Origin of the sequence: Pseudomonas fluorescens (genome assembly GCF_900636825.1) — a bacterium.
Lineage (GTDB): Bacteria > Pseudomonadota > Gammaproteobacteria > Pseudomonadales > Pseudomonadaceae > Aquipseudomonas > Aquipseudomonas fluorescens_BG.
Genome location: NZ_LR134318.1, coordinates 4,223,614 through 4,241,259 on the forward strand (window position 1 = coordinate 4,223,614; position 17,646 = coordinate 4,241,259).

A 17,646-nucleotide genomic window follows, 5' to 3' on the forward strand; every position below is an offset into this window, starting at 1 on the left:
AAAAATGTGTCTGTTACAGAGTGTGAAACAATCAGGGTTCGAGGCGACGCTGCTGGTAGATCCAGTCAACGATTTCGCCGTCGGGGGTGTAGCCGGAGACGGTTTCACGCAGGAGTTGGCGGACTCTGGAATAGTCGTCTTTCTCGACTGCAACGAGCAATTCGCCGAGCTTGCTCTTCAGCACATCCCAAGGCAGGTGATCTTCATTGGCCGTCATGATCATCGGATGTGGCGTCGCAGCGACGTTGTCACCGATCAGCAATTCTTCGTAGAGCTTCTCGCCGGGACGCAGGCCCGTGAACTCAATCGAGATATCGCCTTGCGGATTGCGGTCGGAACGAATACTTAGCCCGGAAAGATGGACCATTTTCTCCGCGAGTTCGACGATTCTGACCGGCTCACCCATATCCAAAACGAAGACATCTCCACCCTGCCCCATCGATCCGGCCTGGATGACCAGTTGCGCAGCCTCGGGAATTGTCATGAAGTAGCGAGTGATCTTGGGATGCGTGACCGTCAGCGGACCGCCTGATCTGATCTGGCTGTGAAATAGCGGGATCACCGAACCAGACGAACCCAGCACATTGCCGAAACGCACCATGGTGAAACGCGTTTTGTTGACTCGGGAGACATTGGACTTGTCGCCAAACAGTACCGGGGCAATCTCGCGGCTCAAAGCCTGCAGGGTCAACTCCGCCAGACGTTTGGTGCTGCCCATGACATTGGTCGGGCGCACGGCTTTATCCGTAGAAATGAGTACGAAGTTTGCAACGCCAGATTGCAACGCCGCCTGCGCGGTATTGAGCGTACCGATGACGTTATTGAGAACACCTTCAGCGATATTGTGTTCGACCATCGGCACATGCTTATAGGCTGCCGCATGGTAAACAGTATCGACCTTCCAGGTTTTCATCACGTCGAGCAACTTGTCCTGATGGCGGATCGACCCGAGGATCGGCAGTAGCTTGACAGGTACCGATTCGCGATTGCCACGCTGCTCCAGCTCCGAAAGGATGCTGTAAAGGTTGAACTCGCTGTGTTCAAACAACAACAGCGTGGTCGGCTGAAGGGAAAAGATCTGTCGGCACAGTTCAGAACCAATGGAGCCGCCTGCTCCTGTGACCATGACAATCTTGCCCTTGATACAGCGCTCCAGCAGATCAGGCTGAGCCGGTACCGCGTCGCGTCCCAACAAGTCGGCAATATCGACTTCCTGAATGTCTTCGACTCGCACACGCCCGCTGGCCAGGTCTGTGAAATTGGGGACGCTGCGCACGTGTAACGGAAAGCCCTCCAGCAAATTGAGAATTTCTCGACGTCGAGCACGGGTCGATGACGGCAGTGCCAGCAGAATCTCCTGGGCACCGGTGACGTCGATCATTTGCTGAATATGTTTGGGCTTATAAACCTGAAGGCCGGAAATCGAGCGGTCAGAGATTCCCGGGTCGTCATCGATAAAAGCGACCGGACGCATGACCCGTCCCATGCGCAATGCGGCGACGAGCTGATTGCCAGCGACACCAGCGCCGTAGATAGCAACTTTCGTCAAACCGTCGTCACGACTGGCGAAGGGCACATGTTGAGCCGCGGTGAACCAGTCGCCCATAAAATAATGGCGCATGCAAAGGCGTAATCCGCCGATGATCACAAGGCTTAGCCACCAGTAGTTGAAGATTATGGAACGCGGCACGACTGCTTCGTGATTGCTGTACCAGTAGACCACAAGCGCGAGAATCAACGAGGACAGACTGACCGCTTTGATGATCACCACAAGAGCGTCATTGCCGAAATAACGCATCACTGCCCGATACATGCCGAACCGTATGAAAAGCGGGATGGCGATGAGCGGAGCACAAATGAACAGCCAGAGGTGCGCCTTCAACGGGTTCACCAGCTCATCGATGCCCAGGCGGACGATAAATGCGAGCCACAACGCGACCCAGACGAGCACAACGTCCGTCAGCACTTGGATCAATCGCTTCTGGCGGCGTGGTAACCCCAACAAAAACTCGCGCATTCTGTCCATATTCTCCTGTACCAATCTGGCCTACTCCATTGGTTTAATCGGCGGAGACATTGTACGGAGGTAAAGAACTTCGTTACAGAAAAAAGAATACGCCAGTGAGGAAAACCAGTTTCCCTGACGAAAGGCACGAAATCGACCCCGTTCACAACGTTTTGCATTCGCGAGCATCGCCGATGTCTGTGCTGCGGCTTGCGGGCTAAACGAGTATACTGCGCCGCGAATTCTTGCACCTCGCCATTGTGGATTCGGGATCGGCAAGGGTCATTGCTGACACTGGGCAATTCGAAAACTGCTTATCCAGGGTAAGCAATGACTCTCATAATGGCTGCAGGCTGGAGAACGTGCGGTACTCGCCGCTTAAGAAAGACGACAGTCAGAAGACGATAAGGAAGCGAAAGCACGTGACAACAACAGGATCCAGCAACCCACTTAAAGCCTTTGTAAAATGGGTTCTCTCTGGAATTTTAATTACGCTGACCATCGCTTCCATCTTACTTAAGAGCACTGCACTGGCTCCCGTCATCAGCATTCACACCAACCAATTCCCGGCGGCGAAGTCTCAGCTGTTCTTTAAACATAACGAAGAATATAGCGAGCGCAATTCTGAGATCAGCAAGCTGAACAACAGCGATCACTCGTTTAGATTTACGCTTCCACGGTTCGACAACAATGTGCGCTGGGACCCACTGGAGGCAGCTGGAACTTTTTACGTAACCTCCGCCACCATCAATGTGCTTGGGTATACCAAGCCTATTGAGAGCAAAAACCTCATACCGCTGGCGCAGATAGCTATCACCGCAACCGGTGACAAGTACACTCAGTTCACCGTCCCCACAGGCGCGACCGATCCCCAAATCAACATACAACTAAACGGCAAGGCGCTCGATAAAATCAGGTTAGTCTTTTCGCTTGCCATTGCAGCGTTCATGGCAACAATAATTTTGCTCTGGATCAAATGGCATCACCGAATTCTTGCAATGCTGCAAAGCGAAAACCGTTGCACAATTGCTCTTAGAACATTTATCGCCAGAGAGCATTTCACAGCGAGCGAGTTCGCCAGACTGGTAGCGATCGCCGTTACTCTGAACATCATACCGATCGTCAATTTTTTCCTATCCATCGACGATGAGGTTGGAGCCTTTCGCACGGATCCTTCCATCTGGATCGCCGACGGACGCTGGACCGCATTTCTGGTAGAGAAGTTCATCTTCCCCCAACCCGTGCTGCCGTTCCTGCCGAACTTTTTCTTTTACATCTGCCTCGCGCTGTCTTACATGTTATTACTTCGGGCTTTCCGCTTGCAGCTTAACTGGGCGACGACATTGGGGTATGCCGTATTAGTTGCACATCCAATCTGGTGGTTCATTGGTGAGTTTTATTCGAATATTCCATCAACTGGCATTGGTGTGTTGACACTGTCTACCGGAATTTATCTTTTTTCCGGTTTTAAACCCCAGAGAAGCAAAAACAGCGCTTGCATTTACAGACTACTCGCTTGCGGCTTTTTATTGGCCGTGGCGATCGGCGCGTATCAATCCTTGGCTATGTTTTACATCAGCGCTGGACTAGCGGTAACCATATTCAATTACCGCGACGACAACCAACAACACAATTTCGTATTTGCGCCGACGTTTAAAAGATCCCTCTTCCTGTTCGGAACGGTCGCCTGCGGCGCGGTTATTTATTTTGCGATCAACAAATTCGCTCAATACCTTTATCCTTCGGAAAGAAGTTATATTGATAATTTCCTTCGCATGCAGGAACTGATAGATACACCGTTTCAAATCATCAACCTGGTGATGACCGAAGCCTTCAAACTCTATTCAGGCTCACCTCAATCATATGGCGTGGCGTTCTTCAGCTCTGCCATCATATTGTGCTTGGCGATCGTACTTCTTGTCACGCAGAAGACTTGGCAAGCCGCCTGCGGCATGGCATTGCTAGTTGCAACAATGCTCATTACTCCCTTCCTGCTAAACTTTGTCGCCGGCGGAATCTACCTTCCGTTGCGCGCGATGCTTGCCGTCTCATTCATTATCTGGATCGCCACGATCGTGATATTGGAAAGGGAAGGCATGCTGCGGATTTTCGCCGCAAGCCTTACGTTATTTCTGCTATTTCAAATGCTTTCAGTCAATGCGCAGTATTCCGCCAGCACCATTATGGCGACTAATCACGACCGGTTTACCGCGGAAGCCATTTATACCCGCATTGCAAAGGTAATCCCGAACTTCGACAGGACTGCGCGTGTAGAAGTGGACATCTACGGAAAACTTCCTTTCAGTAGTCGCTACCCAGATCCTTCAACTTCGACCATGAGCTCTTCATTCTTCGATTGGGACAATGGTAATGCCAGCAGAATGATTCGCTATATCCAGCTGGTAGGCTTCGGCAACGTTCAACCCGTACAATACCAGCAACGGATAGGCCTGACACCTGAGTTCGCCGGCATGCCGATCTGGCCAGCCGAAGGATCCGTGCGCTACAAGGACGGTGTAGTTCTCATCAAGATGGGTGATGCGGTAGATCCAACGCACGCTCTGTATATGGAAAATGACAAACCATGAGCGATCTCAATCCTACTGCCAAACCGTTTCGGCGCCGGCACATTTTGGTATTCCTCCTACTCACGCTAATCGCGTCCATCGCGATCGGCAAATTAGCCGGAGTGTTTGGCCGGATGCAGCATAGCGTCTGCGTTACGGCCGTCTCTTCGGATAGTGGTATTACTCAACTATTTTATTCAGACCGTGCGGCCGAGTTCTCGGAAGAAAACTCTCAGAGCGCCATCATTCACGCAGGTCAGCAGAAAGTCTGCTTTACCACTGGTACTGGCGCCAAGTTTCTAAGATGGGATCCGAACAATAATCCGGCGACGATGGTCGTCAAAAGGATAACCATCAACTTTTGGGGATTGAAACAGAAGCTCGACCTACAACAACTTGAGCCGTCATTGTCTGTTTCGAAGACTCCGGATAGCGAAAGTGATACGGCTTACGCTTTCAACGACAACGATCCGCAAATTTATTTCACATTACCGAGCACATTTTCGCATATAGAAAATCTGGCGTGCGTGTTGATACTGTGGCTTAGCTTAACAACTACCGCAGTTTTCACCGGACACGTGTTCAAGGAAGCGCTCCTTAGAAAAAAACCTGCCTATTTGATGGGTGTGTTCACTGTCATAGCGTTAATTCTGGTCTATCAGATCACCGGGAAAATTGCGGTAAACGACGGCGCCGGCTGGGATGGGCAGACTTATCTCGGCCTTCTTGTTCAGTGGAAAAACACCGGTGTAGTTCCTAACGACCCCTATCGAATCAGCCGGATTATTGGGTTTCTGCCGCTGGTGCTGGCCGAGTTCTCATTTGGCTTGAGCATTAGCAAGCTGATAGTGATGCAAACGGTCCTGAACATCGTCGGCATCGGCATCGGCGTTGGCTTTTTCATGGACTACTTGCTCAAGTGCGGTCTTCCCCTGAAAAGAGCGTTCCAGTATTCCGTGTTGTTGCTGGCAAGTTGGCCGGTACTGGTGATGTCTACCTATTACCCGATCCTCAGCGATCATCTCGCGATCATTTTGACGTGCGTAGGCCTGTGGTGCCACGTGGAAAAACGCTTCCTCGGGCTGGCAGCCATCTGCGCGATTTCACCGTTTATCATGCCGGGATATTTTCTCGTTCCGTTCATCTTGCTGTGTTTACCTAATCAACCACAGGCGCTTACGGCCTTTAGCCGCTTTTCATTGTCGACGAAGTGGAGAATCGCAACGTTCGTCGCCCTGTCCATAGCCATGATCCTGTATGTAGTGACATGGATGTTGAAAATCGACGATGACACACTGCTGCACAAGGGTCTTTATCTGACTCCGGCATGGCTTGATCTGAGATTGGTCAGCTCCGTATTGGTTGTCGCTGCGCTGGTAGTGATAGCCTGGGCGTGGAGCAGTCAACTCAAGAACAACGGGATTTTTGCCCACTTTTCGATGAAATGGTCCCTCTTAGCAGTGGGTGCTGTTGCAGTAGGCCACGCGGCGCTTTACATCGGTCTCGACTGGAACAGCGGCTTCAGGGGACCGCCGCTTATAGAAAACATGCTCTATCAGGCACTTAACGCTCCGCTTAAGCCCCTCGCAGCGCACTTTGTGTTCTTTGGCCCGGTATTTGTCGCTACGCTGTTTTTGTTGTTTAAAGCGCAACAACCCACTAACACCACGTACGCCATCAAGGCGATCTTGCTTGCCTTTATGCCAATATTTGCGATCGGTTCCGAGAGTCGCCAATGGATCTCGGTATTACCCTTATTCTTCGCATTTGCCGCTCAATCCAATATCAGTGACGTTAGAACTCGATTGCTCCTTTGGTTTTCCGCGCTCATGGCGTTGCCACTCTTCTGGCTGGCAAACTCAGTCGCGGACGCTTCTTCTTCGGGCCTGCCAATGTCAGATTTGAAATGGCAACTCTATTTTGGTCGACAAGGTCCATGGATGTCCCAGCCGGTCTACCTGAGCTCGCTAGCGATCATGTTTGTCTTCGTCACATTGTGGTTCTGGCCAACTGTGAAGTCGGACAAAAAAGCGCTGGCCCAGTAGGTTCGTTCGACATAACGCTCTGGTTGTGTAGTAAAATCGCGCGCATTCTCATGCGCGCAGTCAAAAAAACCTGGATGGATCATGGACGCAAATCACCAAATTCCTTTGTTTTCCGCGGTAGCGGCCAATGCCGGTATTGACTTCTCCGAGCCGCTAATGCGCGTCGTTAATCGCCATTGGTACATTTTGGGTGAAGAGGTCAAGAATTTCGAAAGCGAGTTCGCCAGTTATGTGGGTGCCGAGCACTGCATCTCCGTCGCGAATGGCTCGGAAGCACTGGAAATCGCTTTGCTCGGCATGGGCGTGGGGCCGGGTGACCGTGTTGTGACGGTAGCGAACGCGGGTTTCTACAGCAGCACTGCTATCCACGCTGTCGGCGCCGAGCCGGTATATGTTGATGTCGACCCGCTTACTCTGACCATGTGCCCAAATTCCTTGGAAAAGGCGCTGAACCAGCCTGCCAAGGTGGTCATCGTTACGCACCTGTACGGGCAGTTGGCAGACATCGAAACTCTCGCGAGCATTTCTCGCTCGGCCGGGGCAGCTGTGCTTGAAGATTGTGCCCAGTCCCATGGTGCGCGCTCTGAAAAAGGCCAGTGTGGCTCCTTCGGTGACTTGGCCTGTTTCAGCTTTTACCCGACCAAAAACCTCGGCGCACTGGGCGACGGTGGCGCGATCGTGACCTCATCCTCCGAGATCGCCGCGCGACTGCTGACGCTTCGCCAATATGGCTGGTCGGCTAAATACCACGTTACCGTACCGCACGGCCGCAACAGCAGACTTGATGAGATGCAGGCCGCAATCCTGCGAGTCAAGCTGCCGCTGCTCGACCAGTGGAACGAGCAACGTCGCGCCATTGCCCGACGCTACTGTGCTGCCTTCAGCAACCTGCCGGTGAAACTGCCTGCGAGCCTGGGCGACGACTTCGTAGCTCACTTGTTCGTGATTCGTGTCGAAAATCGTGACGCATTCGTCGCCTACCTCAAAGAGCACCAAGTCAGCACCGATATTCACTACCCGGTTCCCGACCACTGGCAGACCGCGTACACACCGCGCGAAACATTCAACCTGCCGGTCACCGAGGCGGCATGCACTCAACTGGTTTCCTTGCCTTGCTTCCCGGGGCTGACTGACCAGCAGGTCGATCGCGTGATTGAAGTGGTTAGCGGCTACTTCAAACAGGAGATTTAGGGTGCTGTCGCTCGTCATCCCGGTTTACAGGAACGAGGAATCCCTGCCATCGCTGTTCAAAGCCGTCGGAGATCTGAACGTCGAGCTTCAGGGTGCTCTGGAAGTGGTTTTCGTGGTCGATGGCAGTCCGGATCGTTGCTACGAAATCCTGCGTGATCGCCTTCCAGAGCAGAGTTTTGCGTCTCAGCTGATCCTGCTGTCGAAGAACTTTGGTTCTTTCATGGCGATCCGCACAGGCTTGCAGCATGCCAAAGGACGGACGTTCGCCGTGATGGCCGCCGACTTGCAAGAGCCGCCAAGCCTGGTGCTCACCATGAACCGGGTGTTGAATACCGAACCGGTGGACGTGGTGGTCGGAGTCCGCGAAGGTCGTGACGACCCGTTCCTGTCGAAACTGGCATCGAAAACTTTCTGGGGTCTGTACAAGCGCTATGTGATCCCGGAAATGCCTGCTGGTGGCGTCGACATGTTCGGCTGCAATCTGGAGTTCCGCGACAATCTGCTCAAGCTTGAAGAGCGCCACAGCTCGTTGATCGCGCAGATTTTCTGGCTCGGTTTCCGCCGCCAGGTTGTCAGTTACACACGCGTCGCCCGTGAACACGGCAAATCGGCGTGGACGCTGAAAAAGAAAGTCAATTATCTGATGGACAGCGTGTTCTCGTTCACTGACTTGCCTATTCGCCTGCTGATCCGCGTTGGCGCAGCAGGCTCGGCTCTTTCAGCGTTGTATGGTGTCAGCGTAGTGTTTGCAAAGATGGGCGGCCTCATCGACGTGCCTGGTTATGCCATGACACTGTTTACCATTACCCTTCTGGGCAGCCTCAATCTGCTAGGTCTGGGCGTGATCGGTTCGTACGCTTGGCGTACGTATGAAAATACTAAAGGGCGCCCTTTGGCGATCCCAATGAAAGTTTCTGAGTTTGGAGCCAATAAATGACTGATTCGCGGGATTTTTTTGTTCACGACCGTGCGATCTGCGAATCGTCCACTATTGGTGCTGGCTCGCGGATCTGGGCATTTGCGCACGTGCTGCCAAACGCCCTTATCGGTGCTGATTGCAACGTCTGTGACAACGTCTTTGTCGAGAACGACGTGATCATCGGCGATCGAGTAACGCTCAAGTGCGGCGTTCAGGTTTGGGACGGCATCACTATCGAAGACGATGTTTTCGTGGGGCCGAATGTCACTTTCACCAACGACAAGTTTCCACGCAGCAAAATCTATCCGGAAGCGTTCTCCCGAACCATCATCCGTAAAGGTGCGTCGCTGGGTGCCAACTCGACGATTCTACCCGGTATTACCATAGGTACTTCGGCAATGGTCGGCGCAGGCGCGGTCGTTACCAAATCCGTTCCACCAAATGCCATCGTGGTCGGTAACCCGGCGAAGATCATCGGCTATGTCGATGCCAAGCCCACTGATGGCACGGTAGTAGACAACCCGGTCAAAGTCGGCAAATCGGATGTTTACCCTTGCGGCGTCACACTGCACCGCATGATGGAAGCGGTAGATATGCGCGGCAGCCTGAGTGTCGGCGAATGTGGTAAAGACGTCCCGTTCGAAGTAAAACGTTACTTCCTCGTGACCGACGTTCCGACAGCAGAAACCCGTGGTGAACACGCTCATCGTGAATGCCACCAGTTTTTGGTCGCGGTCAAAGGCACGGTGCATGTGGTTGCCGACAATGGCAAACATCGCCAGGAGTTTGTACTGGACCACCACACTTTGGGCCTGTTCCTGCCAGCGATGACCTGGGGTATTCAGTACAAGTACTCGGCAGATGCGGTACTGCTGGTATTCGCTTCCGAGCACTATGCCTCTGACGACTATATCCGCGATTACGATCAATTCCTGATCGAGAAAAAAGCGCAGATTGGTTGATTGCCGTGAAAATCTCCAACCTGATGAAAATAAAGTTTTTCCGGTTCCTCCTTACAGGTGGGCTGAATACCGGAATCACTTATGCGCTGTATCTTGTTTTGCTCAGCGTGTTTCCTTATACGTGGGCCTACTCGATCAGCTATGTCTGCGGGATCGTCTTCGCATTCGTGATGAGCCGGTTCTTTGTGTTCAAGGAACATCAGGGAATCAAATCGATCCTGTTTTTCCCCCTCGTCTACGTCGCGCAATACGTACTGGGGATGTTTGTCGTCTGGTTCTGGGTCAAGCAACTCTCACTCCCAGAATACCTGGCACCGTTGGCGGCAATCATTCTGTCGCTACCGCTTACTTATGTGCTGACCAAGCTGGTATTCGTCAAATCCGGACCGGTTCCCCGCTAAAAAAAGAGGCAGACGGAATATTCCGCCTGCCTCTTTTTACGCACCTCACTGAACGCCTTTAGCGCCTCTAGTCAGATCTCGCACTTGCTCATGCCGATACATCCTTTTCGGATTTACCCGCATTGAACTGCAACCCCAGAACGAAAAGTGGCACGTAAGCCAGCAGAACGCCGAGAAGACCATCGAGCTGGAAATACACTACAGCCACGGCGACCGGCAGCAGCCAAAGCAGATTGATCAAGCAGACGGCAACAGTCACCGGAAGATGCTTCCCATAATGGCGTGAAGCGAATTGGTAGGCATGGCTGCGATGTGCCTCATACACTTTTTCGCCCCGTAACAGACGCCTGAACAGGGTCATGGTCGCGTCGACGACAAATACCCCGAGCAAAATCAGCCAACCCCAGAAGTATTGAAATGAGGAACCGGCAGCCTGTATTGACAAGATCCCCAAGGCAATACCCAGAAAGCCGCTACCGGCATCGCCCATGAAAATCTTAGCCGGCGGAAAATTCCACAATAGAAATCCGCCCGCACAACCGGCTAACAACAAGACCGGCTCCATGAGCCCGACAGTCCCGCCCAAGGCGTACAACACGCACGCACCGATACACACCGTTACCGCCTCGACGCTTGCAATTCCGTCAATGCCGTCCATGAAGTTATAGAGATTGAGCATCCAGACGAGGTAGAGGGTAGCCAGTGCGAACCCGATCCAGCCGAGATCGAAAACCTGTCCAAACAGGCTGACTGGCGGCAGACCACCCAACCAGGCCAACGCCCAGATCGCCGCGCAGAAGTGCCCAAGCAAGCGCCAACGCGCGGCAATATGGCCGTGATCATCCATGAACCCGATGATCGCTACCAAAGCGCCCGCCCCGGCCACTGCGACAAAATCTCTGAGTGCAATCAAGTCAGCTGCATACAGCGAGCACAATGCGACAAGAAACGTTACGACGATCGCAACGCCCCCACCCCTCGGCGTTGGAACCGTGTGTGAGCTACGGGCGTTGGGGATATCCATCAGACTTTTGGCAAGAGCATACCGGCGCAAAACAGCAGTCAGAATGAACGTAATAATTAATGCGATCAGCACAAACCAGCTGAAATTCATCGCGGCAGTAGCTCCAAATTAAAGCCAGCATTCGTCACTGACAAACAAAAACCATTGCGCCCGCTCTGCCAATCAAGGTGTTTGATCAGCCAAGCGGGCGCACTTCATCAGTTTTTGTTCACGTCCACGATCTCGTGCAGCGGGCGCCTGCTTAGCACCCGCTTGATTTTTTGCCGTAGCGAGTAAGGCACCGCATTGCTGATGCGTTCCATACGCGGATGACGGTAAAGCGTCCAGATGGCCAACAGCGCGATTTCCTTGGTCGTCAGCGGCGCCTCATAAGCGATCGTCGCGGCCGAGAACTTCGGCAGTTCAAAAACTGCTCGCTGATGGCTGTGATTATCGCTGCCGGCACCGCATAAAGCCGGGTAGTCAGAGCTATAAAACGCAGGCTGGTACAGGCTGGTGTCGACGACCGGCGCAGTCAGCCGCTCTCCGGCAGCGAGCCTTTTCGCAAATTTGCTGATTTGCCCCATCAGCTCGGCTGGCGTGATTCCATATTGATAAACAAGGGTGTTTGCGCGCCCGGACAATCGCTCCGGGAACGCGCCAATGTTTGGCGCAATGATTGGCAACCCTGCCTGCAGCGCATAGCTGAGGGTATAGCTGTAAGTTTCCGGGCACTGGCTCGGAAACAGGATGACATCAAACTCATTGGCGGCAATCAGCGAAGGAAGCTCACTGGCATCATAACGACCCGTAGTCAGAACGCCGTCCAACTCTTTGTAACCGAAACCGACGAGCCGGAAGTTAAGCGGTGCATTGACCGCCGCTGCCGCCGCTGCCACTTGCTCCAGATAATCGGCACCCTTTTCTTTGCCCAAAGCACCTATCACACCCACGTTGTAACGGATCTTTTGCACGATCGGCGCGACATCCCGGCCAATGCTGCGCTCGTGCTCCACATGACCTGCGACGACAGCGTTAGGCAACTCGTAGTTGAGTCGATAGTTGGCAAGGGTGTACGCCGAAGGGAACACTACTGCCTTCGCCCCCTCGATAAATCCGCGCAACTGCTCTCGCCATTGGGCCGGCGAAACACCGTCAGGCAACTGGAAATCAGGGTTGACGATATCGTCGGCATACTGTCCCGGATAGACGCCCTGCGCATCGGTCAGAGTCGGGTTACCGCACAGCCAGTAATAATCGTGAACCGTCAACGCATATTCAGCGCCCAATTCTGCCGGTAATTGAACCAACTGCGAATTGAGACCGAGTGTGTGGTGGAAATGTACAAAGCCGACACCGCAGCCCTTCAAGAACTCGACCAACAACGTGTGCTCTTCGGGCAACTGGAAAAGAAGCTCATCGGCACCCGGGAAACTGCCCATGCGCAAAGTAACGGCGCAATGACCACGGCGAGGTGCCAGGAACAGACAGCAAACATCGGACTCGAGGGCGTCTGCCAACTCGTCCAGGTGCTGCTGCACTCCGCCCCCGGCCTCATGCGAAATGTGCAAGACCTTCGGCCGCTCCAACGAGGCGATCAATTGCGCCAGACGTTTTACCCGCACCGCCTTCAGCGGATCTGCGGCGATGAACCTCTGGATATCCAAGTGATAATCCGGATGGAGTTCGGTGATGACCTTGGTTGCATGCTCGGTCAGCGCTTGCTTGGAAGAAGAAAAACTGACCCCGCCCTCATGAAATGCATACAGGTTAGGGGTCAGGATATTGAGCCAGCCGGCCTTCAGCCCGCGCTGGCACAGATCATTTTCCTCACCATACCCTTTGCCAAACTTCTCTTCGTTCAGCAGACCCACAACATCCAGGCATTCGCGGCGAATGTACATGCAGAAGCCCACACCCGTCGGCGCCTGGCTTACCGGCAATCGGGGGCCGGCAAACACGGCATCGATCTGCTCGACGCTCAAGCCGAAGGCTGGCTGGTTTTCATAAAGAAACGCCGGAAAACTGCAAATAGTCGCGTTGTTGGAAAACGGAGTAACGGTACCAATGTTCGGCGCAATATAAGCTTCAGCGGTCAAACGCTCCAGCCAGTCCACCGGCACGATAACGTCACTGTTCAGGAAAACGATATCGTCCTGGCTGGCGTGGCGCATGCCGCGATTGACGGTTTTGACGAAGCCCAGATTGACTTCGTTTTCAAGAACGGTCATCACCTGCGGCCATTGTTTCTGCAACTCAAGAAGCATGGCCTGCATGCCTGCATCCGGGCTGGCATCATTGATCGCAACCAATTTGGAATTGAACGCAATAATCCCTGGCATGGCGGCCAAAATGCAGCGCCGAGTCATTTCCACATCTTTATAGATCGGCAGAATGACGCTGACCGAGTGAGTGCGCGTGACAGGCGCTTCAACTACTTCTTCAACCGGCTGGGGCAGATTGGCTTCGTGCCCTCGCAGATAGTTAGTGAACCCTCGCTTGGAAGTCTCCACCCTGCTGCGCAGCGCCCCTTTACCGTGCCGCAACGAGCGCACCAAGAAGCGCACCGGCTTGGTAATGAACCAGGAGTTGGAGTTGATGACCTGTTGATAGTCGGCTTCCCGCTGTTGCAGTTTGGCATTCAGCGCTTCGATTTCCTGCCTGGCGTCAGTGACAGCGCTTGCAAGCGCTTCGCGGGTCTGAGCCAAGGCGAACTGCGAGTTGCTGAAAGCGGAAAAAAGATTATCTTCGACAATCAGGCGATCTTCGCCCCACGCGGTGAATTCGCTCGCGCTTCGGCCGTTGATAGCATTCTGAATCTGCGCCTCAATTGCCAGAAACTCTTTCACATCTTCTTCGCGAATCGGGTATCCGGCAGCTTCGCAAGCTTTGAATACAAAGTCTTTACGGGTAATTGGGCCTGCCTCTGCCCCCTTGCTGATTCGGGTAATGGAACCCAGAAACTGCGTGAGCGTTTTGAACAGCAGAAACTCGTAGCGGACGTTACTAGTGAGCGTCCACTCTTTATCGATCAACTGCGCACGCCCTTCCAGATCAACCACAATGTTCTGCGGCACCGCATCGACCAATGCTCCCGACACCTCGCCTGGCTGGCTCTCGGCGTTATCACAAAGCATTTTGAGTATGCTCAGATAGTCCTCGAGGAAGGCGCCGATATCCGCGTAAGTCCAGCCCTCGGCATTGACGATATCGATCAGCTTGGTGCCAAGCACGTAACCATTGACGTAGGGCTCGGACGCTGCAAGATTGAAGGTGACGAGCGAATGCCCTTCACCCTCATCGATCGTCTTTCCGAGTTTCTGGTAATGCACATTGATCGTGTTTTCGGAATCCCGACGAAACTCCGAGCGTTTGCAATACACAGAGCGGCGATCGCAGCTGTAATGAAACGCCAGGGTCTGCGGCTCAACCGCATTACGCGAGACAGGAGAGGCACCTACGAGGAAGGAGTTGGCCATATCCATGCCCAAGCCGTTCTTGAAGATCTGCGACCACGCTAACTCCAGCGAGAAGGTGCACAGATCTGGCAGTTGCGGATCTCTCTGAACACTCTGCGATGCGAATGCACTGGCATCGAACTGAGGATCTTTGAATCCCTCTTCAGTGATGATCGATACCGGCAACTTGTAATCCGGAAACGGCGCAAAGAACTCGTTCGAGGTGAATCCAGCATTCGCCAATAACGACGCCAAGGCTTTTTTACCGTAAGTCTGCACGGTAGCGCTGCTATAGCGCCCCTCGACACCGTACATCGGCGTCGTCACGTGATCTTCAGGCGCGCCGGCGAAATATTTCAGGCCGAGCTGGTTTTCGATCGCGATGATAAGCAAGCCGTCAGGCTTGAGCAGCGAGCGAACTTTCGCAAGCATCGTCGCCCCCGGATTGTCACCGGATACGAACAGATTGGCGTACTCGAAAACGCCGATCAGGGTGATGACATCGAACTGGGTATCGATGCTGAAATTCTCGAACGACTCGGCCAGCACGGATACGTTCGGCAGGTCTCGGGTGCGCGCACGAGCGATACTGGCGCGACGCGAGCTGCCTTCCAGCGCCAGGACCCGGCCGCCCTGCTCACCCAAATAGCGGGTGATTGCACCACAACCGGCACCAATCTCGAGGACATCACCACGAAGATCGGCATCGAACACTCGCAACAAGTTTGAACGGGTACTGGAGAGGTAGTAAAGCGATGGCCAATCGGTGCACGATCTGCGCAGCTCATCAGAAAAAACACTGACGTCGCTGGCCTGGTCGATCAAGAATTTTATGCGCAGTTCGGTGGTATCACCATCGCTGTAGTTGATGCTCGAATAATCCGGTCGCGACCAGATGTTGAGCTCGTCATTAAGCTGATAGCCCGCTTGCTTCAATAAAATATTCAATTTGAAACCTTCTTGGCACGAATGCTGGAATCCAGATTTACAAGCCCAAAAAATTTGTCAGTCGGACGAACCTGGAAATGGATCGAGTCATAACGTCTGTCACGCGGGGTTACTTCTTCGCCATCTTTGGTCGAAACTCCGACGGAAATGAAGTAGTCACCTGGCGCCAGATCACAAGAAATGAGCACTTCAACTTCGACGATCTCGCCCTTTCGCCCGCACGTTCTGAACTCCAGACAATCCAGCGTTTCACTATTGACGCCATAGAGGGTAACGCCCTCTTTGGTCTTGATCGTCATCCCGAGAATCGGGCACACCAGGTCAGTATCGAAGCGTACGAATACCGCAAGTTTGATCTGCGCGCCGGTGTCCAGGGCAATAGGGTACTCAAGGCCCCCTGCACTAAGGTGGAAGTCAATGATGGTCGCCGATCTGTCGCCCCAACGATATTCGTTCGGGTTGTAGTTCGGATGCGTTTCGAATACATCGAGGCCGCCTTCAGGCGTTTGATAGGCCGCCAGCTCATCCGACGCTTCGCCGATTTCGACAGACGCCGATTGCTGAGTCTTGCCGAACAACAAATCGAGGTACCGGTTGACGACCATGCGCGGCTCACCCTCTGCGAGCTGCACACCATCGTTCAACAGGAAGGCGTGATCACAATGCGTCACGATTTGTTCGCTGGAGTGAGTCACCAACAGAATACTAGTGCCGTTTTCCTTGAGCTTTTTCAACCGGTCAAAGCAACGGGCTTGAAACTTCGCGTCACCCACTGCCAGCGCTTCATCGACAATAAGAATGTCGGGCTCGACTTGCGCCTGAACGGAGAACGCCAATCGCACCAACATACCGCTCGAATACGTCTTCACCGGCTGATTGATGAAATCGCCGATATCTGCGAACTCAATGATCGCGTCATATCGGGCGTCAATTTCTTCTTTGCTCAAACCCAGAATGGATGCATTCAGGTAAACGTTCTCGCGTCCGGTAAACTCGGGATTGAAGCCCGAGCCCAGTTCGAGCAACGCGGCGATCCGGCCATGGGTTTCGACCGTACCACCGGTTGGATTCAACGTACCGCAAAGAATTTGCAGCAAGGTGGATTTGCCGCTGCCGTTGCGACCAACGATACCGACCGTTTCGCCTTTGCGAATTTCGAAAGAAACGTCGCGAAGCGCCCAGAATTCACGGCAATATTTTTTCTTCCCGCGACTGAGCATCTGAAGCAGTCGGTCGCGCGGCTTGTCATAAATCTCGTAACACTTGCTGAGATTTTGAACTTTGATAGCGACTTCAGATGACATCAGCAAATCCTTTTCGTGTTTTCTGAAACCAGGCGAATCCTAGCCACGCAATCAACGCCGAACCGACGAGATAAATGCCCAACACAGTAAAGTCGGGCAATTTCCCCCAGAACAGAACATCCCGGGCATATTCGATTGCAGGTGTCAGTGGATTGAGCATCAGTAGATGTTGATACTTCTCAGGTAGCGCACTGGCAGGGTAGAAGATAGGCGACAGGAACATCAGGACAGTGGTCAGAATGCCAATGAATTGCGCGACATCCCTGAGGTAAACGCCAAGCGATGCCAAGGCCCACGTCAAACCCATAATCATCAGCAGCAGTGGCAAGATAATCAATGGGAACAACAGAACGGTCAGGTGCGGCGCGCCGAACAGTATCAAGTAGGCCAGCAGCCAGACAGTCAGACTGATGACCATGTGAAAGAGAGCTGAGCCGACCGTGATCCAGGGAAGAATCTCCAGCGGGAACACTACTTTCTTGACGTAATTGGCGTTCGAGAGGATTAGCGTCGGACTTCGATTGAAACACTCCGCAAAGAAGTTGAATACGATAAGTCCGGCGAACAGAATAAGTGCAAATTCGGTTTTCGAGTCACTGCCGCCGCTCCATCGGGCCTTGAACACGACGCTGAAGACGAACGTGTAGACAATCAACATGAACACGGGGTTAAAGAACGACCACAGAATCCCCATGAACGATCCACGGTAACGCCCAACGACCTCCCGTTGTACGAGCGCTGCGATCAGGTTCCGGTTGCGCCAGAAACTACTGACCATTTCCTTTGGCGACGTGGAAAAATTAAGCATTAAACACACACCTGAGATAAATCGAGGGAGGCAGA

At 53.2% G+C, this 17,646-nt stretch carries 11 protein-coding genes; 6 read left to right on the top strand and 5 right to left on the bottom strand.

The window, feature by feature from the left end:
- Positions 1 to 31 precede the first annotated feature (31 nt).
- The gene (locus EL257_RS19115) at positions 32 to 2,026 is read right to left on the bottom strand and encodes a polysaccharide biosynthesis protein (RefSeq protein WP_126365247.1); all 1,995 of its coding nucleotides are present in this window, start codon (positions 2,024 to 2,026) and stop codon (positions 32 to 34) included.
- A gap of 401 nt (positions 2,027 to 2,427) precedes the next feature.
- On the opposite strand from EL257_RS19115, the gene EL257_RS19120 reads away from it, so the two are divergent.
- From EL257_RS19120 to EL257_RS19145, 6 genes are all read left to right on the top strand, one after another.
- Complete coding sequence (locus EL257_RS19120; RefSeq protein WP_126365249.1) at positions 2,428 to 4,593, top strand: glucosyltransferase domain-containing protein; 2,166 nt, start codon at positions 2,428 to 2,430, stop codon at positions 4,591 to 4,593.
- Positions 4,590 to 6,617, top strand: a complete 2,028-nt coding sequence (locus EL257_RS19125; protein ID WP_126365251.1) for a hypothetical protein — start codon at positions 4,590 to 4,592, stop codon at positions 6,615 to 6,617. The genes EL257_RS19120 and EL257_RS19125 overlap by 4 nt, the downstream gene beginning before the upstream one ends.
- 81 nt (positions 6,618 to 6,698) lie before the next feature.
- On the top strand, positions 6,699 to 7,808 hold the full coding sequence (locus EL257_RS19130) for a DegT/DnrJ/EryC1/StrS family aminotransferase (protein WP_126365253.1): 1,110 nt from the start codon (positions 6,699 to 6,701) through the stop codon (positions 7,806 to 7,808).
- Between the two features lies 1 nt (position 7,809).
- Complete coding sequence (locus tag EL257_RS19135; protein WP_126365255.1) at positions 7,810 to 8,745, top strand: glycosyltransferase family 2 protein; 936 nt, start codon at positions 7,810 to 7,812, stop codon at positions 8,743 to 8,745.
- Entirely contained in the window at positions 8,742 to 9,689 is a 948-nt protein-coding gene (locus EL257_RS19140) for a WxcM-like domain-containing protein (RefSeq protein ID WP_126365257.1), read from the top strand. Before EL257_RS19135 ends, EL257_RS19140 begins: the two co-directional genes overlap by 4 nt.
- Before the next feature lie 5 nt (positions 9,690 to 9,694).
- Positions 9,695 to 10,090 (top strand): GtrA family protein, encoded by a 396-nt coding sequence (locus tag EL257_RS19145; RefSeq protein ID WP_331852505.1) that lies wholly within the window; start codon positions 9,695 to 9,697, stop codon positions 10,088 to 10,090.
- Between the two features lie 88 nt (positions 10,091 to 10,178).
- Here EL257_RS19145 and EL257_RS19150 read toward each other — a convergent pair whose 3' ends face one another.
- From EL257_RS19150 to EL257_RS19165, 4 genes are all read right to left on the bottom strand, one after another.
- A complete protein-coding gene (locus EL257_RS19150; protein WP_126365259.1) occupies positions 10,179 to 11,204 on the bottom strand; it encodes an MraY family glycosyltransferase in 1,026 nt (341 codons plus the stop codon).
- 107 nt (positions 11,205 to 11,311) lie between these two features.
- Positions 11,312 to 15,499 (bottom strand): glycosyltransferase, encoded by a 4,188-nt coding sequence (locus EL257_RS19155; RefSeq protein ID WP_126365261.1) that lies wholly within the window; start codon positions 15,497 to 15,499, stop codon positions 11,312 to 11,314.
- A complete protein-coding gene (locus EL257_RS19160; RefSeq protein WP_419866631.1) occupies positions 15,496 to 16,806 on the bottom strand; it encodes an ABC transporter ATP-binding protein in 1,311 nt (436 codons plus the stop codon). Before EL257_RS19160 ends, EL257_RS19155 begins: the two co-directional genes overlap by 4 nt.
- On the bottom strand, positions 16,793 to 17,611 hold the full coding sequence (locus EL257_RS19165; RefSeq protein ID WP_126365265.1) for an ABC transporter permease: 819 nt from the start codon (positions 17,609 to 17,611) through the stop codon (positions 16,793 to 16,795). Before EL257_RS19165 ends, EL257_RS19160 begins: the two co-directional genes overlap by 14 nt.
- Between the last annotated feature and the right edge of the window lie 35 nt (positions 17,612 to 17,646).

Bases quoted from the DNA above. Each gene is read 5' to 3' on its own strand.
- EL257_RS19115 (WP_126365247.1), bottom strand. From the start codon at position 2,026: ATGGACAGAATGCGCGAGTTTTTGTTGGGGTTACCACGCCGCCAGAAG.
- EL257_RS19125 (WP_126365251.1), top strand. From the start codon at position 4,590: ATGAGCGATCTCAATCCTACTGCCAAACCGTTTCGGCGCCGGCACATT.
- EL257_RS19130 (WP_126365253.1), top strand. From the start codon at position 6,699: ATGGACGCAAATCACCAAATTCCTTTGTTTTCCGCGGTAGCGGCCAAT.
- EL257_RS19140 (WP_126365257.1), top strand. From the start codon at position 8,742: ATGACTGATTCGCGGGATTTTTTTGTTCACGACCGTGCGATCTGCGAA.
- EL257_RS19150 (WP_126365259.1), bottom strand. From the start codon at position 11,204: ATGAATTTCAGCTGGTTTGTGCTGATCGCATTAATTATTACGTTCATT.
- EL257_RS19165 (WP_126365265.1), bottom strand. From the start codon at position 17,611: ATGCTTAATTTTTCCACGTCGCCAAAGGAAATGGTCAGTAGTTTCTGG.